This window comes from Thermonema lapsum (assembly GCF_011761635.1).
Taxonomy (GTDB): Bacteria; Bacteroidota; Bacteroidia; order Cytophagales; family Thermonemataceae; genus Thermonema; species Thermonema lapsum.
The window spans coordinates 1210935-1231749 of record NZ_JAASRN010000001.1 but is presented as its reverse complement, the minus strand read 5'-3'; the positions used below and the strand labels follow the sequence as shown (position 1 = coordinate 1231749).

At 37.9% G+C, this 20815-nt stretch carries 23 protein-coding genes; 22 read left to right on the top strand and 1 reads right to left on the bottom strand.

What is annotated here, in order from left to right:
* Positions 1 to 412 precede the first annotated feature (412 nt).
* The 15 genes from FHS56_RS05390 (at position 413) to omp85 (ending at position 13389) form a co-directional block, all read left to right on the top strand.
* Complete coding sequence (locus FHS56_RS05390; protein ID WP_166918821.1) at positions 413 to 1318, top strand: class I SAM-dependent methyltransferase; 906 nt, start codon at positions 413 to 415, stop codon at positions 1316 to 1318.
* Between the two features lie 174 nt (positions 1319 to 1492).
* A complete protein-coding gene (locus tag FHS56_RS05385) occupies positions 1493 to 2092 on the top strand; it encodes a transposase (RefSeq protein ID WP_166918820.1) in 600 nt (199 codons plus the stop codon).
* A 156-nt stretch (positions 2093 to 2248) separates the two neighbouring features.
* Positions 2249 to 2554: an ArsR/SmtB family transcription factor gene (locus FHS56_RS05380; protein ID WP_166918819.1), complete on the top strand. Its 306-nt coding sequence runs from the start codon at positions 2249 to 2251 to the stop codon at positions 2552 to 2554.
* Positions 2555 to 2640: 86 nt separating this feature from the next.
* On the top strand, positions 2641 to 2877 hold the full coding sequence (locus FHS56_RS05375; protein ID WP_166918818.1) for a thioredoxin family protein: 237 nt from the start codon (positions 2641 to 2643) through the stop codon (positions 2875 to 2877).
* A gap of 4 nt (positions 2878 to 2881) precedes the next feature.
* Positions 2882 to 3328, top strand: a complete 447-nt coding sequence (locus FHS56_RS05370) for a rhodanese-like domain-containing protein (protein WP_166918817.1) — start codon at positions 2882 to 2884, stop codon at positions 3326 to 3328.
* 15 nt (positions 3329 to 3343) lie between these two features.
* Entirely contained in the window at positions 3344 to 3553 is a 210-nt protein-coding gene (locus FHS56_RS11950; RefSeq protein ID WP_166918816.1) for a GDCCVxC domain-containing (seleno)protein, read from the top strand.
* 11 nt (positions 3554 to 3564) lie between these two features.
* A complete protein-coding gene (locus tag FHS56_RS05360; protein WP_166918815.1) occupies positions 3565 to 4539 on the top strand; it encodes a permease in 975 nt (324 codons plus the stop codon).
* Positions 4536 to 4994, top strand: a complete 459-nt coding sequence (locus FHS56_RS05355; protein ID WP_166918814.1) for a DinB family protein — start codon at positions 4536 to 4538, stop codon at positions 4992 to 4994. The genes FHS56_RS05360 and FHS56_RS05355 overlap by 4 nt, the downstream gene beginning before the upstream one ends.
* A gap of 62 nt (positions 4995 to 5056) precedes the next feature.
* A complete protein-coding gene (locus FHS56_RS05350; protein WP_166918813.1) occupies positions 5057 to 5707 on the top strand; it encodes a formylmethanofuran dehydrogenase subunit E family protein in 651 nt (216 codons plus the stop codon).
* Positions 5708 to 7058: 1351 nt separating this feature from the next.
* Positions 7059 to 7745: a response regulator transcription factor gene (locus FHS56_RS05345; protein ID WP_166918882.1), complete on the top strand. Its 687-nt coding sequence runs from the start codon at positions 7059 to 7061 to the stop codon at positions 7743 to 7745.
* Positions 7742 to 9109, top strand: a complete 1368-nt coding sequence (locus tag FHS56_RS05340) for a HAMP domain-containing sensor histidine kinase (protein WP_166918812.1) — start codon at positions 7742 to 7744, stop codon at positions 9107 to 9109. Before FHS56_RS05345 ends, FHS56_RS05340 begins: the two co-directional genes overlap by 4 nt.
* Positions 9110 to 9310: 201 nt before the next feature.
* Positions 9311 to 10039: an MgtC/SapB family protein gene (locus FHS56_RS05335; RefSeq protein ID WP_166918811.1), complete on the top strand. Its 729-nt coding sequence runs from the start codon at positions 9311 to 9313 to the stop codon at positions 10037 to 10039.
* Positions 10032 to 10523, top strand: coding sequence for a VIT1/CCC1 transporter family protein (locus tag FHS56_RS05330; protein ID WP_166918810.1), 492 nt, complete (start codon positions 10032 to 10034; stop codon positions 10521 to 10523). The genes FHS56_RS05335 and FHS56_RS05330 overlap by 8 nt, the downstream gene beginning before the upstream one ends.
* A 7-nt stretch (positions 10524 to 10530) precedes the next feature.
* Positions 10531 to 11910, top strand: a complete 1380-nt coding sequence (gene mgtE, locus FHS56_RS05325) for a magnesium transporter (RefSeq protein ID WP_166918809.1) — start codon at positions 10531 to 10533, stop codon at positions 11908 to 11910.
* Positions 11911 to 11928: 18 nt separating this feature from the next.
* Entirely contained in the window at positions 11929 to 13389 is a 1461-nt protein-coding gene (gene omp85 / locus FHS56_RS05320; protein WP_166918808.1) for an Omp85 family outer membrane protein, read from the top strand.
* On the opposite strand, the gene FHS56_RS05315 is transcribed toward omp85, so the two are convergent.
* Positions 13386 to 13763, bottom strand: a complete 378-nt coding sequence (locus FHS56_RS05315; protein WP_166918807.1) for a winged helix-turn-helix transcriptional regulator — start codon at positions 13761 to 13763, stop codon at positions 13386 to 13388. The genes omp85 and FHS56_RS05315 overlap by 4 nt on opposite strands.
* Before the next feature lie 119 nt (positions 13764 to 13882).
* Between FHS56_RS05315 and FHS56_RS05310 the strand changes: the two genes are divergently transcribed.
* The 7 genes from FHS56_RS05310 to FHS56_RS05280 all read left to right on the top strand — a co-directional run bounded on the left by FHS56_RS05310 (position 13883) and on the right by FHS56_RS05280 (position 20770).
* Positions 13883 to 14752 (top strand): SDR family oxidoreductase, encoded by an 870-nt coding sequence (locus tag FHS56_RS05310; RefSeq protein ID WP_166918806.1) that lies wholly within the window; start codon positions 13883 to 13885, stop codon positions 14750 to 14752.
* Between the two features lie 32 nt (positions 14753 to 14784).
* A complete protein-coding gene (locus FHS56_RS05305) occupies positions 14785 to 15189 on the top strand; it encodes a DoxX family protein (RefSeq protein WP_166918805.1) in 405 nt (134 codons plus the stop codon).
* A gap of 88 nt (positions 15190 to 15277) precedes the next feature.
* Positions 15278 to 15913 (top strand): class I SAM-dependent methyltransferase, encoded by a 636-nt coding sequence (locus FHS56_RS05300; protein WP_166918804.1) that lies wholly within the window; start codon positions 15278 to 15280, stop codon positions 15911 to 15913.
* Positions 15910 to 16806 (top strand): dioxygenase family protein, encoded by an 897-nt coding sequence (locus FHS56_RS05295; RefSeq protein WP_166918803.1) that lies wholly within the window; start codon positions 15910 to 15912, stop codon positions 16804 to 16806. Before FHS56_RS05300 ends, FHS56_RS05295 begins: the two co-directional genes overlap by 4 nt.
* 829 nt (positions 16807 to 17635) lie before the next feature.
* Positions 17636 to 18007 (top strand): GxxExxY protein, encoded by a 372-nt coding sequence (locus tag FHS56_RS05290; protein WP_166918802.1) that lies wholly within the window; start codon positions 17636 to 17638, stop codon positions 18005 to 18007.
* Between the two features lie 539 nt (positions 18008 to 18546).
* Positions 18547 to 19227, top strand: coding sequence for a response regulator transcription factor (locus FHS56_RS05285; protein WP_166918801.1), 681 nt, complete (start codon positions 18547 to 18549; stop codon positions 19225 to 19227).
* A 172-nt stretch (positions 19228 to 19399) separates the two neighbouring features.
* A complete protein-coding gene (locus tag FHS56_RS05280) occupies positions 19400 to 20770 on the top strand; it encodes a sensor histidine kinase (RefSeq protein WP_166918800.1) in 1371 nt (456 codons plus the stop codon).
* Positions 20771 to 20815 lie beyond the last annotated feature (45 nt).

Here is a 20815-nt window from a genome sequence, read left to right as displayed (position 1 = left end):
AATTTTACCATTTTTTACTTTTTCACTACTTTTACATCTTGGACACTTCATGACTTTTTTGCTACAAAATTATGAAATCTATATTTAGTTAGCAAATCCAATCTTTTTACTTCACTCACTACAAATTTACCAGTCTGAATTTAACCTCGTGTAGATCACGATCTCCCTTATCTTCTTAAAATAGCAAAACCTTGCGGAGCGTGTGGTACGCTTCGCCTCCATTTTTGCCATCAAAAGGGTATACAAGTTGGTTTTGCTCACCCACTTCATATCATTGAACAAACCGAAGACGTGCAATCTGCAAGACAACTCCGCTTTGCTGATAAAATCAATAATCAAAACAAGAATTTCAAAGCTTGAAAATGAATATCTTTGCCGGAAAAGGACACAACGAAAGCAAAAGACAATCGCAATGAAAAGGTATATTTTCAAAGAAATTTCTTTTTGCGAAATGTGTGGCGACAAAACAGAGAATCATAAAGTTTTGGGACAGCGATTGAACAAGCCTCAGGGATTCAGACCTAAGACTAAAACAGGAATATCTGTGACCATATTAAAATGTACTAACTGCGGTCTCATTTATTCAAACCCTCAACCTATTCCATTTGATCTGCAAGACCATTATGGAATGCCTCCAGAAGACTATTGGAAAGATGAATACTTTGTTTGGAATCCAACCTATTTCAGTTCTCAAATTCAAGAAGCAAAAAAACTGTTAGATTTTAAACCAGGTATGAAAGCCCTTGACATTGGTGCAGGTTTAGGAAAAGCAATGCTCTCAATGGAAAATGAAGGTTTTGACGTATACGGACTCGAACCTTCTATCTCTTTTTATGAAAGAGCCATCTCTAAAATGGGAATAAAGAAGGAAAAACTAAAATTGTGTGCAATAGAAGATGCAGACTATGAACCAGAATTCTTTGACTTTATAACTTTTGGTGCTGTTTTTGAACACTTATACGAATCATCAAAGTGCCTTGAAAAAGCATTCAGGTGGTTAAAACCAAATGGCATAATTCATATTGAAGTTCCCTCATCAAAATGGCTGATAGCAAAACTTATAAATTTTTATTATAGACTCATAGGAACAAATTATGTAACACACCTGAGCCCTATGCATCCTCCCTTTCATTTGTACGAGTTTGATTTAAAATCCTTTATAAAATTATCACAAAAGTTAAAATTTAAAATAGAAAGTTATAGATACGATGTTGGCTCAATTTACCATTTCCCCAAAATTTTTCACGGAATACTAAAAACCTATATAAGGGCAACAAACACCGGTATGCAACTAACAGTATGGTTAAGAAAGCAATAAATTCAACATTCATTCCAGCGTTAATGCTTGCGACATCCATTTGAGCTCAAATAAGCAATCCGTACGGTGATCAAACAGTAACCTCATGTTTCGTTTACATTACACGCGGGCGGACCGCTACGAATACAAACCTATAAGGTCTGAAAGACCTATAGGTTTTAAGAAGAAAATACTATGAAATATCAAGACCCCTTTGAGCCTGAAACTTTTTACCACATTTTCAACCACGCAGTTGGAAGTGAAAATCTATTTCGTACTGATGATAACTATCAATATTTTCTCAAAAAGTACGCTGAATATACTGAAAGTGTATGGGAAACATATGCTTACTGCCTGATGCCCAATCACTTTCATTTTCTAATAAAAGTAAAACCTATTCACTTATTGCAGCAGCTACCCAAATTTTCGGGCAGTACACACAAGTTTGTGATGCAAAAACTAAGTAATTTTCTCAATGCCTATGCTAAAGCCTGCAGTATCAAGTATCAACGGAAGGGTGCACTCTTTCTGGATTATACCAGACGTGTTGCAGTAAAAGAAGACAGTTATTTTACTACTTTGGTCAATTACATTCACCAAAACCCTGTTCATCACGGCTTTTGTAAAAGTTTGGACGAATGGAAATACTCTTCCTACCAAGCCCATACATCCGAAAAAGCAACCAAGTTACAAAGAGAATATGTGTTGAATTGGTTTGGCGGTAAAGCAGGTTTTGAGCGATTTCACAAAGAAAATTTAGCTGCTTTGCAGGACGATTTAGAGTTTTTGAGTTAAATTTAAAAACCTTATAGGTTTGATAAACTGAACAGCCCATTTAATTTTGCCCAAGCGCATAGAAGCCCAACCACCACTCAATACAAATAGTTGCTTGCATAGAAAATCATTTTCTAAATTATTATTCGTATACTTGCGAATTATAAAACAACAAAGATGGCAAGAGCTACTAAGAACAATTATTTCACCGAAGAGCAAAAACTGACAGCAAGGTTTGCAAAAGCATTAGCACACCCTGTTCGTATTGCTATTTTGGAATTGCTCAATTCCAAGGCGTGTTGCTATCACGGAGATATGGCAGAAGAACTACCTATCGCTAAATCAACACTCTCTCAACACTTAAAAGAGTTAAAAGACGCAGGATTGATACAAGGTGATATTACGCCACCCAACGTCAAGTATTGTATCAACAGAGAAAATTTCAAACTTGCTAAAGTTTTGCTCAACAAGGTTTTGGAATAATTTTTTTTAAAATGTTGTTCGTAGATTTGCGAAATACGAATTATTGTTCGTATATTTACGAACAGAATAATCAAAACACCAAAAACATGAGACAGATAAAAGTATTAGGTCCGGGTTGCCCAAAGTGCAAAGCCACTTATGAAAATGTGCTTGAAGCTCTCAAGCAAACCAACGTGGAGGCTCACGTGGAAAAAGTAGAAGACATTGAAGAAATGATGAAGTACAATGTACTTACTACCCCAGTTTTAATGATTGATGAACAAATCAAAATCAAAGGCAGGGTTGCTCAAGTGAGCGAAATTGTTGAACTCTTAAAAAAATAAAGCCATGAAAAATCAAACCTTAGTAAAAGAAATTTGCCCCACCACCACACAAGAGTGGGTAAAAAACGGAGCATTGTTAGTAGATGTGCGTGAAAAAGATGAAGTGGCACAATTAGCTTACGATGTGCCAAACATCATCAACATTCCTTTAAGCGAATTTGAAGAACGCTACACCGAAGTACCAAAAGATAAAAAGATAGTAATGGTTTGTAAAGGTGGCGGAAGAAGCCTTAGAGCTGCAGGCTTTTTAATCAATCACGGCTATGACCCAGAGAAAGTGGTAAATATGAAACTGGGTATGGACGGATGGGTTGAAAGGGGGTTCCCAACCAAGGGAGATATATCCTCCTACAAAAGGCAATCAGCTGGCTGTTGCGGTACATCAAGCACTCTAAAGCAGCATTCCTGTTGTGATAACAGCTTCAATAGTGATGGAAGTAAATGTTGTTAAACAAATAGCATAGCTATGGAACCACAATTAGTATCAATTATCACTTGCCCCGTTTGCGGATATAAAAAGGAAGAATTGATGCCCACGAATGCCTGTCAATTCTTTTATGAATGTGAAAATTGCAAAACGATATTAAAACCAAAGGAGGGAGATTGCTGCGTGTATTGCAGTTACGGCTCTGTAAAATGTCCGCCTGTACAAATGAGCAATAATTGCTGTTCTTAAAATGATAAACCATGTTCGACTGGATACAGCATTTTGCTGATTGGCTGATTTATTCTGTTTTCGGAATAGGAGCAGATACCCATTTAGGCACAGCCTTAAATTTCTTTGTGTACGACACATTGAAAATTCTTATTCTATTGTTTTTAATTGTGTCTTTGATGGGAATTGTGAATGCTTATTTTCCCATTGAGCGCCTCAAAAACTACCTGAACAGAAAAAAACTGTATGGGCTTGAATATTTATTTGCTTCCATCTTTGGAGCCATAACGCCTTTTTGTTCTTGTTCCTCTGTCCCTTTGTTCATTGGATTTGTACAAGGTGGCATTCCATTGGGTGTAACCTTTGCTTTTCTCATCACTTCGCCCTTAGTGAATGAAGTGGCAGTTGCTATGTTTTTGGGAATGTTTGGCGTAAAAGCCACTTTGATTTACGCTATATCAGGCATTTTATTGGGTACGATTGGCGGATGGCTTTTAGGAAAATTCAACCTTGAACCTTTACTATCCGATTGGGTGAAAAAAATTCTTGAAAACAAAATGCAACAAGGCGAATATGAAGCAGAAAAATTGACTTTTCGCCAGCGATTGCCAGACATCACCCGTGGAGCTTGGGATATTGTCAAAGGAGTTGTGCTGTATGTCGTTATCGGTATTGCCATTGGTGCCGCCATGCACGGGTATGTTCCGGAAAATTTTTTCGAAGCGTATTTGGGTGGTGGTCAATGGTGGACAGTTCCATTAGCTGTTATTCTTGCCGTGCCTATGTATGCCAATGCAGCAGGAATTGTTCCTGTCATTCAAGTATTTGTTGCCAAAGGTGTGCCACTTGGTACAGCCATCGCTTTTATGATGGCAACAGTAGGCTTATCTATCCCCGAAGCTACTTTACTAAAAAAAGTAATGACCATGAAATTGATTGCCATCTATTTCGGCGTGGTTACATTATTCATCATCCTTTCGGGATTCCTATTCAATATTTTACTGTGAAATCAAAAACGGATATACTACTCGAACTTTGGATAGAATCCAGAACTAGATTTACCAACCAGTTAGAAAATCTAACTGAAAGCGATTTGCGAAAGAAACTTGGTGCTTCTCCCAATTCTGCAGGCTTTCTCATTCGCCATATTGGAGATGTAGAATTGCTTTTTGCTAAGAATGTGTTTGGCGACAGTTCTGTAAAAGTAACTGCAAAAACAGTGATTGAAAAACGAGACACAAGCGAATGGACAGATTTGCAAGCCTTGAAAAATTATGTATCTGAATCATTCGATAAGTTAAAAGCCATCGTTGAAAAACAAACCGATGCAGATTGGGAAACTCAAATTACGACCAAAGAATTTGGTACTAAAACCAAAGCAGAAGCTTTTGGTAGAATAATTTCACATACTGCATACCATGCAGGACAGTTGGCAATCATCAATAAATACGGAAACATTTAAAATTCAAATACAATGACCACATAAAATACCAGTTTCTTATTGTGTATCTATTTCAAAAGAATATGAAAGCTTTTTGGTTTGTAATACTTTTAGCCTTTACTTCTTGCAACACTTCGGACAAATATCCAGCTTTTGAAACCATCGACACTGACTTTTCAAAAGGACGCTTGAAGCAAAAACAAACAATCACGATTAAAGACATAGAAAAATTTCACGGTCATTTGTGTGACGGATTGGTTGTGGGGGCATTGGCAATGCAAGAAGCAATGAAAGAGCTTTACCCAAACCAACCCATTGACAGAACAAATTTGCGAATTGTGAGCAAACCATCACCTTGCCTAACAGATGTTGCCATTTACCTAACAGGTGGACGATACCAATTCAACACGTTTTTTGCAGATACAGCAATTGAAGGACTTTACATCATACAACGAATTGACAACTTAAAAACGGTTTCAGTTTCCTTAAACAGTGGTGTAAAACCAACAGCAATCGATAGTTTAGGAAATCTCGCCATTCAACAAAAGCTTTCCCCTTGCGACCTTGACTACTTGCGGAAACTGGAAGACGATTTTACTCAAAATTTAATCCAATCAGATCCGACAAAACTTTTTACGGTCAAAGAAATTCAGCATTTCAAATGGAATCCTAAAACCAAAAACGATTACTTGAAGACAGATATAATAAACAAAAATCTTCCTGAATGCAAATAGCCCGCCGCGAACCTACGCACGACAAAATCTTATAATAGGAACGAATAATCAAAATCCAGAAAATAAGGGCGAAGGTACAAAAGCATAACCGTTACCACAAACCTATTTTCAAAGCACAAGGTGGTTATAAATCTTAAAAAACAACGCCATGTAAATACGTTATTAAACTGGTTTTTAAATACCAGAATTAAAGCGTTAAAAAATCACATCTTCATTTGAAGATATAAAAAGTTGACCATCTATTGCTTTATAGATGCAGTGTCTATATTACATAGACGCAATAGTTATATTAGCTTTGCGTCTACAAGACATTGTGGGCAATATGAAGACATTCAACTGAGGACAAGGACATCCCCTTTGGACACTAACAAACAACAAGCTTCTCAAAATGAATCGTTTGACGATTGCACGCAAAAAAAAATCAAACTTCTCTCATTAAGTGCGTCTGTACAAGCACTTTCAGAGTTTATTGAATAGGGCAGTGATGATTCAATCAGGCAGACATTAAGCCCACTCAAAGACACAAAAGGAAACCCTAATGCTCGGGTGGCTGGGTGTTCTGTAAATACAAGAAATGTCCTACTTGCTGGTGTTACTGGGGCTGCATATATGGGGGTTAGAGGGGCTATAGCTGGTTGTGCAGTTGGAACAGTTGCCTTACCTTTTATTGGAACTGCAACTGGTTGTGTGGGTGGTGCTGTTTTTGGAGGTGCACTGGGTTTTGTTGAAGGAGTTGGATTGGGAATTGTAGCAGAATTACTAGGAAGTTGTTTTAGATAATGAGAACTATGAAAAAAGCATTTCAATTGATTTTGAACCCTGTAATTGGAATAATCATAGGTTCAATCATATTAATGAAGTTCATGCCATTCGGTACGTTTAATTACAAAGAAATTGGATTTTATCTTTGTATTTTTGGTGCTATCATAATGGAACTAAGTCTTAGGTACGTTCTCAAAAAATACCAAAAAGACTAAATGGGTAAAATAAAGCCCACAACATTGCCTTGGCAAGTGTGGGGCTGACGGAAGTCATTGAACCGTTGTGTATTTTTAAACTGCCGTACTTTCGTGAGCTTTTGTACTTTCAATCCCTCCTTCGCCAATGCTTTTTCGTTGTGCCTCATTGTAAAAAGCCGACCGCACATTCAGGCACATTTGGTTTCCAGACACTCACCGCAAACGCGCAAACCATTAGAGCCAAATAAGCGAAGCGATTGCCAACGCTAATAGAATAGTTATGATGCTGTTGGTGAACTTCTATTCACGAATACCTTTAAAAAAATAAAAAACCTGTGAGTAATTTTGTCAATAAAAACCAAAACAAGAAGAATATAAAAAGTAACTTTGCAATGGTGCATATTTTAATTGTAGAAGACGACCAAAGATTAGCCGAACTCATACAAAGAGCTTTGGAGGAACAGGGCTTTACAACGACTTTGGCATATGATGGACTTTCAGGAAAGAACCTTGCCCTTCAAAATAATTACGATTTAATAATTACCGACATTATATTACCGAAAATAAACGGATTGGATTTATGTAAACAAATACGAGCAATCAAACCCGACATACCCATTATTATGCTTACAGCATTAGGCACAACCGACGACAAAGTGGAAGGTTTTGACGCAGGGGCAGATGATTATTTGGTGAAACCATTTGAAATGCGTGAACTGTTAGCTCGCATTCGTGCATTGTTGAAGCGACAAAATAAAACCGCAAAACATTCAAACAATATTTTAAGATATGCTGACCTTGAAATGAACCTTCACACCAAAGTTGTAAAACGAAACCAAACAGAAATAAGCCTTACTCCAAAAGAATTTAAACTTTTAGAGTACATGTTGCAAAACCCTGAACGAGTGTTATCAAGAGCAGAAATTGCCGAAAAAGTTTGGGATACGCATTTTGATACAGGCACTAACTTCATTGATGTTTACATCAATTATTTGAGAAAAAAAATTGATAAGAATTTTGATAAAAAACTCATTCATACCAGACCGGGAATGGGATTTATTTTGAAAGCAGAACAATGAAAATCAGAACACGGCTTACTTTATTATTCACACTCATTACTGCTACTATTTTGTTGGCATTTGCTTCTGTCATTTACATTTCAGCAAAGGGAAACCGTGAAAAAGAATTTTATTCTTTATTAAAAAAAGAAGCCCTCACCAAAGCCAACTTGTTTTTCAACGCAAAAGTAGCACCCCAAACGCTTCAGGATATTTACAAAAATAACAGGCAAATTTTAAACGAAGTTGAAGTAGCTATTTATGACAGCAGCTATAATTTACTTTATCACGATGCCGTTGATATTGATTTTGTGAAGGAAACCTCTGAAATGTTGAAAGAAATTTATCAAAAGGGTGAAATTAAATTTTATCAGGGAGCTTGGCAGGTAGTGGGTATTCGCTATGCTTTTCAAAATAAGAATTATATTATTACGGCTGCAGCTTATGACCAATATGGTTATAGTAAGTTGAATAGTCTGTTAAAGAACATTTTTGTTGTTTTTATTATATCCATTTTATTCATTTACGTTGCAGGGCTATATTTTTCAAAAAAGGCGTTAGACCCGATAAAAGAAATCACCAATAAAGCAAAAATAATTTCTGCCACCAACCTGGACTTGCGATTGAAAAGCAATGGCAGCAAAGATGAACTGGCAGAACTGACAAATACATTCAATGAAATGCTGAACCGACTGGAAAATTCTTTTGATGCGCAAAAGAATTTTGTTTCTAATATTTCCCACGAATTGCGAACGCCACTTGCAGCCATTATCACAGAATTAGAACTATCCATCAATAAAGAACGAACTATTGAAGAATACAAAACAGCCATACAGAACGCTCTGAAAGATGCCAAAAAATTAGTTCGCATTTCTAACAGTTTACTCGACTTAGCAAAAGCAAGCTATGACCCATCCGAAATTGTTTTTAAATCGGTTCGCATTGATGAAATTTTAATGGATGCACGGCAGCAAGTACAAAAGGCAAACCCCGAATACAAAATTGATATACATTTTGAAAATGATTTTGAAAATGACAATCAAATATCCGTAAATGGCAATGAATATCTTTTGAAAGTGGCATTTGCCAACCTTATGGAAAACGGATGTAAATTTTCAAGCGATCATCAATGCATCGTTTCCGTTTTGTTTAATGAGGAAATTATTAAGCTAAAATTTACAGATAAAGGCATTGGCATTCCGGAAGATGATTTACAAAACATCTTTACACCTTTTTATAGGGGCGAAAACAAGAAGTTTTCAGAAGGCACCGGCATTGGGCTTTCCCTCACGCTGAAAATTATTCAACTACACAAGGGTTCCATTAGCGTTCAATCCATACAAGCAAAGGGAACAACCTTTACCATTGAGCTGCCTCACATCTAATCCGCTCTAATAAAATTCTAATTTTTTTCTAAAAGGTCTCTAACAGCTTCCAACAAGAGGCTGTTTTATTTTCGCAGCGTCAAAATATTTTAATACATGGATTCAGACCCCATTAGTAATACACGCCAATTCAAAAACTAAACTGCGCAGTGCTTTCAAACTGTGCAAGATAGTTATGGAATTGCGCAAACAGAAAGCAAAATGACAGTATTAGACTTCACCACACGCTTGTCGTTAGCACTCATTCTGGGAGTTGCCATTGGTTTTGAAAGGCAATGGAGGCAGAAGAGTGCAGGTCTTCGCACCAACACGCTGGTGTCGTTGGGTTCGGCAGCTTTCACCCTAATTTCTTTCGCCCTTACTTCCACGGTGGATGCCGATGGTGTTTACAGAGGCGATGCCACCAGAGTTGTTGGTCAAATAGTAAGCGGCATCGGGTTTTTGGGTGCTGGAGTAATATTAAGAGATGGGTTAAGCATTCAGGGGTTAAATACTGCTGCTACCATTTGGTGCTCGGCTGCGGTAGGCGCTTTGGCAGGTGTAGGATTATTTGCAGAAGCAACCATAGTGGCAGTTGCAGTAATACTTACACACTTACTGCTTCGTCCTTTAGGCATAAAACTCGGCAAACTCACTTTCAAAAAGGAAGAAGGTGGTACTTTTTACTATTGCTTTAAAATTCGCTGCAAGGAGCAAGTTGAAAACCATTTGCGGGTATTGATACTGAATGCACTTAAAAACGACAATCACCTTCAATTGCGCTCACTCAAAAGCAGCGATAACGGAAATCCTGCATACACTTATATAGAAGCAGAAATTTTAGCCAATGGAAAACACGACAACGAAATGGAAAAATTGGCAGCCTTGCTTACGCTTGAATATGGTGTAACGCAGGTAAGTTGGGAAATTAATGGGCAACAAAATGATTAAAAGAAGAAAACTCAGTCATCCTGTAGAAGTTGGATTAAGTTTTGGACTAACCTCTGGAGTCATCACCTCTATAGGCTTGATGGTAGGTGTTTACGCAGGCACAGAATCGAAAGAGGCAGTATTGGCAAGTATTGTAACCATTGCCATTGCTGATTCTATGAGCGACGCTTTAGGGATTCACATTGCGGAGGAAAACGAGAACGTTCATTCTACAAAAGAAATTTGGATTGCCACTCTTACTACCTTCTTAGCAAAATGCCTTTTTACAGGCTCATTTCTTATAGCGCTACTATTGCTTGAACTTAAGCAGGCTGTCATTGTAAATGTCATCTATGGACTGTTTTTGTTGGTCGCTTACAACATTTTCGTAGGCAAAAAACAGTCTTCAAAAACTATCAATGTAGTGTTAGAACATGTAATCATAGCTATTTTGGTAGTGATTGCTTCTTTTCTGCTTGGTCAATGGATTAATAAATCATTTTAAAAGCTTTATGAACACCAAAGAACTACACAAACTCGCAAAAGAATTTCAGCACATAGACCAGATTATTGAAATGGTTCCGGTTATGAAAAAGATGCCGGTAGTGGAGGTGGCTGAAATTCTACAGGCTATTGATGAAACCTATTTATTCAACATACTCGACCGCTTTTCATTAGAGCAACAGGCTTTGATTTTTTCAGAGTTTCCAATGGTGAAACAGTTGAACCTATTTAAGACGGTTTCGAAAAAGCGCTTTGCAAAGATATTTGAAAACATGCCTTCCGAAAATCGGGCAGATTTTTTTCAGCATCTCACGCAAGAAGAGCAGTCTTCCTTGCTTCCCTATTTATCAAAAAAAGTTCGGGAAGATGTGATTAAACTCAGTGCCTATCCGCCTGAAACAGCCGGAGGCATTATGAGCACCGATTTTGCTACGGTAGAAAGTCAAATGACCTGTGCAGAGGCCATCGAAAAAGTTAGAAGAGATGCTCCGTCTAAAAAAACGGTGTATTACGTATACGTAGTGGATTCTAATCAGCGTTTGCAAGGTTTTATCACGCTGAAAGACCTGATTATGGCAGAACCCTACACCAAGGTAGAAAATGCCTTGCACCGGGATTTTGTATTTGCCTTTGTGGATGAAGACCGTGAAAAAGTGGCACAACTCATTGAACGCTACGATTTGGTGGCCATTCCCATTCTCAACAGAGAAAATCAGTTGGTTGGAATTGTAACCCACGATGAAGCCATCGATGTGATTCGTGCCGAGCATTCGGAAGATATGCAAAAATTTATGGGCATTGTCCAAGCCAATGAAGAATTTGATTATCTCGGCACCAGTACCTTTAAACATTTCAAAAAGCGCGTGGTTTGGATTGTTTCATTAGCAGCGGTGGGCATTATTTCAGGCATCATCATTCACAGGTATGAAAATGCCTTGGAGAAGTTGCTCATCCTTGCTTTGTATATGCCCATGGTAGCAGATACGGGCGGTAATGCAGGCAGCCAGGCCGCAACGGTTGTAGTGAGGGCACTGGCATTGGGACAAATTACCGTTGGCAATTGGTTTAAAATTCTATGGAAGGAAGCCAAAATTTCTTTGTTGCTGGCGGTTTGTTTAGGGGTGCTCGCTTACGGTAAAGTATTGTTTCTGAGTTGGGAAACGGACATCCCTTCTGACTACTCTTTGCCCGTGATTGCTTTTATGATTTCACTTGCATTGGCTTTGCAGGTAGTAACTGCCACGGTAATTGGTGCCGGATTACCGCTGTTTGTAAAGAGTTTTGGAGGTGACCCTGCAGTTGCTGCAAGTCCTGCCATTACTACCGTGGTGGATATTACCGGCTTGCTCATCTACTTTGGAATGGCTACAATCTTTTTCTCATTATAAATTTTAAAAACAAACAATATGAAAAAATTTACACTCATTATCAGCATTGCTTTAATCAGCACTTGTGCATCTGGGCAAAATGTTGATTCTGTTACCACAAAGAAAGAACTTCCATTTTTCATTGACGATTCGAAAAGAATTCCAGAGTTTGAATTGGAAGATAAAAAAGAAGGCACTTTTGTAACCGGTTTGCCACGCTTTGAATTCGACCCTATTCGTGGATTTGGTGTAGGTGGGAATGTCAATCTTTTTATGAACAAAACAAAAGATGACCCATTTTTTGAGTATACTGCCTATCGACATAGAATCAATGCTGAATTTTTTATATTTCAAAATGGCAGAATTCGCTATGCGCTAAACTACGATGCCCCGTACATTTTCAATTCTAAGTGGAGAATAAGAGCAGATGTAGTACGTTGGGAAGACCCTAATGCCCAATACTGGGGCATTGGACGTTCATCTTTAAACCCCTTACGATTTAGAGATAAAAGAACAGGCATAACAAGAACCTTTAAAAAAGTTGCCGATTATGAAGAAAACCTTGCCCTTGCAGAATTAGGAAGCGATGGAAATTATTACACAGACTTCCACTTTAACCACATGCAGCAAAGAGAACAACTGTATAATGTTGCAGGAGAGCGGGTGATGATGGGAGGTAAACTGCGTCTTTTGTTTGGATATGAAGCATTGTTTACTTCATTTACATCTTACAATGGCTTAAAAGCAGAAGAAGCCTACACACTGGACGGAGTTAAAGTAGAGGCCATCAACAACCCAACACTGGTGGATTTACAAAGGGCTGATGGAACTTGGGATAGATTCAATTTATCAGGTTTTACAAACGGTGATAATTATATGTTCACCAGTATGCTTGCAGGCGCTTTAATGTATGACACCAGAGATTTTGAACCCGACCCATCAAAAGGCATATTTTTGGAATATTCACACGAATACACTGCACCTTGGTTAGGTTCTCAATTTGACTTTAATAAACTTATGGTGCAGGGACAATTCATACACACGTTAAAAAGGTGGAACAACAATAAAGGAAGATTGACCTTTGCAGGTTTAGCAGCAATGGGGTATATCTTCGGTAAAAACATCAACTTCATTGAAATGTGGGATTTGTCCAGTCAGGCAGAGGCAGGCGGCATTTTAGTATTAGGTGGTGGTCGTTCTATAAGAGGTTTTAGAGAAGCTCGTTTTGTGGCACCTACAGTTGCCTTGGTCAATTTGGAGATGCGTGCAAGGCTTTATGATTTTAAACTTCTTAAACAACACTTTGCTTTGGGCATAACCCCCTTCTTTGACTTTGGGAGTGTGTGGGACAGTCCCAGAGATATGAATTTCAAACAATGGAGAGGTGCACCCGGTGTTGGCGCACGTATTGCGTGGAATCAATCAACAATACTTAGATTAGATTATGGTCAAAGTAGAGAAGGAGGGCAATTTTTCTTTGGATTTGGGCATATATTCTAAAAAAGAACCTCACAGGGGGCAAGCATATCCTGCAAAACGTACATAATTGATACGCTATCCATCCCGATAGCTATCGGTTCGTGGGAAGAGCTTGCCCCTTTCCAGCCCGATAAAAAATTTTCAGGCTTGGTATCATAAACCGTGCGTTTTACAATACCGTTCAATTCTAAATCTTTTAGTTCTTTGGAAAGCATACGGGGAGTGATTTTAGGAATTTCCCGTTCCAGTTCTTTGAAACGCTTTTTGCCATAAAGCAAGGAGCCAATAATGGGCAATTTCCATTTCCCATTAATGACGTTCATCGTATCATTAACAGCTAAAACAAAAGTTTCTGAACATTTTTTTACTTGTTCTAATTGTGATTTACTGCTCATTTCATTTTTGTTTTCATGGTCGCTATACCAGAGTATATCGCTATACTTTTGTATAGTAGTAACTAAAGTATAGCAAATATAAATATCTTTGTCAAAACAAAAAAATCAATAATAAGAATATGAAAAAAATAGCTGTCTTCGGTGCCACCGGAATGCTTGGAAAGCCTGTAACAGAAGAGTTAATAGCTGCAGGCTTCGAAGTATATGTATGTGCCAGAGATTTGAAAAAGGCAGAAAAGCTATTTGGCTCCAAAGCGAAATATGTGTTGTGCGACCTTAGGGATAAAAATGCTGTAAACAATGCCCTTAAGGGGATGGATGCCGTGTATTGTAATCTTTCTGTTAGTCCAACAGAAAAAGAAAACGATTTTCATCCGGAAAAGGAAGGTTTGCAGTTTATCCTACAAGCTGCAAAAAATCACAACATACAACGCTTAGGATATATATCATCCATCATTGCCAAAGAATATAATAAGAACGATTGGTGGGTGATGCGCCTGAAAAAAGAAGCGATACAAGCCATCAAAAACTCTGGCATTTCTTATTGCATCTTCTACCCTTCGAGCTACATGGAAAATCTGAACAACGGATTTATTCAAGGTAATAAGGTAAACATTGTGGGGAAGCCGCTTTACAAAAACTGGTGGATTGCGGGCAGAGATTACGGCAAACAAGTAGCCCGTAGTTTTCAGGTTTTAGATCCGGCAAGTTCCAGAGATTATGTGGTACAAGGACCAGAAGCGCTCTTTCCCGAAGAAGCGGTGGATATTTTCATTCAACACTACAAGAAACAAAATCTAAAAAAAGCCAAAGCTCCAATAGGACTTCTTAAGTTCATCGGTTTGTTTAATCCCCAATTGGCTTACATTTCAAAAATTCTCGACATCATCAACACCACACCCGAGCCTTTTATGGCACAGCAAACATGGGATGAATTAGGCAAACCGGAAATTACCATAAAAGCCTATGCAGAAAGTCTGAATGAATAACAAACATTTTAAACTTAAAACAACACACGATTATGGAAACTAAGAACAAAACACTTCACATTGTACTTTGGATAGTGCAAGGATTATTAGCAGCCATGTTCCTCATGGCAGGTATTATGAAATCGTTTACACCCATCGAAAAATTAGCCGAATCACTACCTTGGGTAAAAGAGTATTCACCTGCTTTAGTAAGATTTATTGGTATCTCCGAACTACTTGGATCGCTTGGGCTCATACTACCGTCTCTGCTCAAAATTAAACCACAGCTTACGCCCTTAGCTGCATTGGGATTTTTTATCATTATGGTTTTGGCAGCAGTATTCCATTTGATGCGTGCAGAATATGAAGCCCTACCTGTTAATGTTATCATTGGAGCTTTGGCTTTATTTGTGGCTTGGGGCAGATATAAAAAATTACCCATCCAACCAAAAGTATGATGAAACGAGCATGATTCGTTAAACACAAACACGGATGAAAACTCATCATGCGAGTTCCATCCGACCGATTAAAAAAAATTATTTTCGGATGAAAGAATTTTGGAACGAAAGATACCGTAGCGAAGCCTACGTGTATGGCGAAAAGCCTAATGAATATCTGAAAGAAAGCCTTACCCGTTTTACTCCGGGTAAGATTTTATTTCCAGCAGAAGGCGAAGGACGCAATGCCGTGTATGCCGCCCAATTAGGATGGCATGTCTTTGCATTCGACCAAAGCATAGAGGGCAAGAAAAAAGCCTTGAAGCTGGCTGATAAACATAAAGTGAATATCCATTACGATGTATGCGAGTTTGAGGAGGCAAGCTATCCGCCCAACGAATTCGATGCCATTGCCTTGATTTTTGCTCATTTTCCTGCCGATAAAAAGGAAGCATATCATCAAAAGCTCCTAAAATGGCTTAAACCCAGAGGGGTGATTATTTTAGAGGCTTTTAGTAAAAAGCATATTCAATTCAATAGTGTGAACGAAAAAGTAGGAGGACCCAGAGACATCGGTATGCTCTATTCTGCAGAGGAACTGAAAACCTGGTTCAAAGATTTAGAATTTATAGAATTATACGAAACGGAAACCGAGCTCAACGAAGGCTTGTTTCATGTGGGCAGAGGGGCAGTGGTGCGTTGCATTGCAAAAAAACGGTTAATGGATGATGAAATTAAAGCATGAACCGCATAGAATTCATAAAATCTGTTTTAGGATTAGCAGCAATGGGCCCATTAAGCAGTTTTAAACTTTTTACTGACCAGTTACCGGTTCAGGGGAAAAAGATGCCTGTTCTTTTTACCTCCCACGGCAATCCCATGGATATACCGCTTTCACGAGAAGAGCGTCCATTTTGGAAAACACTTTTTGAATTAGGCAAGGAACTGCAAAAAAATTATGAAGTAAAGGCTGCCTTAGTGGTATCCGCTCACTGGTGTACAAAAGGAACATTTGTAAATGTATCGCCCGAACCTAAACAGATTTACGATTATTATGGATTTCCCGAAGAGTATTACAAAGTAATATACAGAGCAAAAGGGGCACCGGAGATTGCTCGCGAAGTAAAGCAATTGGCTCCTGTAGTGCACGAAACCACCGAATGGGGATTAGACCACGGTGCTTGGCCTATGTTGATGCACTTGTTCCCCGAAGGCAATGTGCCTGTTTTTCAAATGAGCATTGACTATTATGCCAAGCCTGAATATCATTATCACTTAGGTCAACAGCTTAAACCTCTTCGTGAAAAAGGAGTATTGATTATAGGTAGCGGCTCACTTATTCATAATCTGTCCTTAGCCATGCGTAAATTGCAAAGCAATGATATGAAGCCTTACGGTTGGGAATTGGAGTATGATGCATGGATTAAAAAACAATTAGACACAAGAAACATTGCTAACATTATCAATTACGAAAATAGCCATAAACTAGGCAAACTGGCAGCACCAACGCCCGACCATTTTGTGCCGGTGCTTTATAGTTTGGGGCTCATGGACAGTAAAGATGAAATAAAGTATTTTTATGAAGATTCAATCAGTCTTCCAGCTTTTAGCGAAAGAAGTTTCATAATAACTTCCTAATGAATTTATTCGTGTGAAATCCTGATGGCTCGCTCTTTTCGCGCCCTGTCGGGTGATAACACCTGCTGCGATAGGGAAAAATTACATGTTTTTTTGAAAATGTGAAAACATGCCTCCATTTCAGTGTTATGCTTCCTTGCAGGACACCGACCACACACAAACCAAAACTTGCTAAAGGGGACGGCTGTCTCACAGCAACGGACGAGAAAGAACAACAAACGCACAACAGCGCAGCAACTGTTGCACAACTTCATTTTCAAGTAAAAGCGCGTTACAAGTTTAAAAAACGCGCGCATCAAAAGCCTTTTGAGCATACTTATTTTTTAGCTTTTCTGCGTTGCGCAAAAAAATCTGAGAGCTCTATGATGGAGCTAATGGAGATTTGGAGAAATAAAGACAGAAAATTTTTTTACTAAATTGCTATAATCACTAAAACGCATGACTTGTAAATGCTACTCGACAATAAAACAAAAACAGAGGACAACGAACACTATAAAGTGTTTGACTTCATAAAGGCGTTTACCGAAGAAGGTGCGCTAGATATTGTTACCGGCTACTTTTCGGGTTAACGCCTTGGCTTTAATGAAAGATGAGATTAATTCAGCCAGTGCCTTAGAAAAGCAAGTAGATGCATTGGGGTATAAGCTGTATGAGTTAACAGATGAGGAGATAAGGATAGTGGAAGGTAAGTAAAAAACTTTCTCCGTGCCCTCTGTGTCCTCTGTGGTAAAACAAATAACTCACCACAGAGAGCACGGAGAGAGTAACACAGAGAAAAAACCTCTGTGCATCTCTGTGTCCTCTGTGGTAAAAACCAAAAATTCAAAAAATGGAAATAAACCAGATTACTGAGAAAATTATTGGTTGTGCAATTGAAGTTCACAGAAATTTAGGTCCGGGCTTGCTCGAGAGTGCTTACGAAGAGTGCTTGTATTATGAACTCAATGAACTCGGGCTAAATGTGAAAAGACAACTCGCTTTGCCATTGATTTACAAAGGCGTGAAATTAGATGCAGGTTATCGTATTGATTTATTGGTTGAAAACAAAGTGATCATTGAAATAAAATCAGTAGACGCAATAGCAGAAATACATAAAGCCCAACTTATGACGTATATGAAACTTGCCAACATAAAAATAGGTTTGTTAATCAACTTTAACGTAAGTCGTTTAAAAGACGGAATCATAAGATGGATTGTTTAATTAACTCACCACGGAGAACACAGAGAAACACTGAGAGAGCAAAACCTCTGTGCCCCTCTGTGCCCTCTGTGGTAAAAAAATAACTCACCACAGAGAGCACGGAGATACACGGAGAAACTCAGAGAAAACTCGTTGTTCCTCTGTGCCCTCTGTGGTAAAAAAATAACTCACCACAGAGAGCACGGAGAAATACAGAGGGCAAAGTCTCTACTAGTACCAGCAGTTTAGAAAAGCGAACAGATTGTTGGTGTATGAACTGCATGAGTTAACGGAGGAGGAAATTAAAATAATCGAAGGAAATGTATAGCCAGCGTAGCAGCCACGGCGCTCAGCACAAGTTTTTACTTTATGGGTGCTCGTGAACGCTTTGCACTTGCTTGGTCGTCGAGCCAAGCCTTCAACCACGTTTTGCAAAAAAGTGTCTGTTTCCACTGGCAACCAACCTACTATCAACGCATACACCCGGTACGCATGAGTTTTGCGAATCCACATGGCAAAATTATTGTTTCACCATTGGTGTTTTAAAAAAAAGTACAAACATGAAAGTTTTAATCATAGAAGACGACCATACGTTGAACAAAAACATTAGTGAAGCACTCAAGGCTGAAAATTACGACGTAACGTCACTATTTGACGGGGCTCTGGCAGAACGGATAATCAAAAGAGAAACATTCGACTGCATCATTTTGGACATTAATCTTCCCGGTAAAAACGGTTTTAAATTATGCAAAGAGTTCAGAAATAGCAATCTTGATACTCCAGTAATTATGTTGACTGCATTCAGTGAATTGGAAGATAAGATTCAAGGATTTGAATGTGGTGCTGACGACTACCTGACAAAACCTTTCTTTATGCGAGAATTGCTGCTTAGAGTAAATGCGTTAATCAAGCGAAAAGGAAAAAATACAAACAATAACGAATCTGTTTTTACTTTTGATGACATTACATTGAATGATGCTACTAAAACTGTATTTAGACAAGGAAAGGAAATTTCTTTAACCCCGAGAGAATATCAAATACTTTTTAAACTAATTCAACAACCCGGAGAAGTTGTTGCAAAAGCAGATTTGGTAAAAGAAATTTGGGGGAATTCTTTTGATGCCAACACCAATACCATTGAAGTGTATATCAATTTTTTACGCAACAAATTGGACAAGCCATTCAATAAGAATACCATCAAAACCAAAGTGGGGTTTGGTTATTACCTTGATACAAAATGAAACGAGCATGATTCATTAAACACACACAAGGATGAAAATTAATCACGTGAGTTCCATCCGACCTATAAACAAAATTATTTACGGATGAAACGAGCATGATTCGTTAATCACAAACACGAATGAAAATACATCATGCGAGTTCCATCCGACCTATAAAAAAAATTATTTACGGATGAAAATAAGGAACAAAATATTACTCTACTTTTCTACCACTGTAATTGCACTTACTATTTTTTCCTCAATCATCATTTATGTGCTTTTTAGTGAATACCGTGAAGAGGAATTTCAACAAAGACAAAAAGAGAAAATTAAATTTACCATTGAATTAATTGCTGAATACAAGGAGCTGAGCGAAAACCTTAGCTCGATAATGGACAAACACACGATTCACGATTTTTATGATGAAAAAATGCTCATTTATGATAGGCAAAAAAATTTAATCTATAAAAGCATTGATGATTTAGAAATTAAAAATGCGGACAGTCTTCTAAACGCCCTATCACCTGCCCAACAGTGGATTGAAACCAAAGAAGGGAAATACGACATTATTGCAGTTTATGTTCAGAACAAAGACAATCATTTTTATGCCATTAGCAAAGCCTATGATGCCTTTGGATATTCAAAATTGGCATTCTTGAGAAACGTTCTTATTGCTATTACTTCCATTATTTCCATAATTGTGTTGATAGTGAACGCTATTTTATCAAATGCAATAGCAAAGCCCATAACAGACTTAGCAGAACAATTAGGAAAGATTGACATTGAAAGTGAGAACCTCCCCGCATTAAAAAGTTACTCAAATACCTACGAACTAAACTATCTCATAGAAAAATTTAACCAACTAATTCAAAAAACCAATGAAGCATTTTCCTTTCAAAAACACACGATTCACCACATATCACATCAGCTAAAAACACCCATTGCCATTTTAGTTTCTGAATTAGAGAAAATTGAGAGAAATGAAAATTCTTTTGCCTTAAAAACAGACATTCAAGCACTCATCGTAAAAGCAAAATCGTTGGGAAATATCATCAACATTTTATTGGAGATTTCCAAAATTGAATCAGGCAGAAAAATCAAGAAACAACTTTTGCGTATAGATGAATTAATTTTTGATACCATTGCTGAATTAAACAGCATAAACCCCGATTTTCATTTCGAGGTAAATTATACACCCAAACAGTTTAGTGAATCTTCACTTGAAATCAACGCCAATGAAGCCTTAATGAAACAAGTATTTCTGAATATTCTCAGCAACTGCATTACATACAGCGACAACGCGAAAGCAACCATACTTTTCGACTGCACTCAATCAAACAAATTAAAAATCATTGTGTCAAATTCGGGCACACCCATCTCTTCTGATGAAGTAAAATTTCTTTTTAACTATTTTTTCAGAGGACAAAACAGCCAAGACAAAACAGGTTTTGGCTTAGGTCTTGTGCTATCCAAAAAGATTTTAGAAATCCACTCGGCAACAATACAATACGCTAATCCATCACCAAATTGGAATACATTTGAAATCACTTTCGCATTAAGCTAAATTTTATTGGCTTTAAGCTCTTTTTAAGGTTGCTCGTTCGATTTT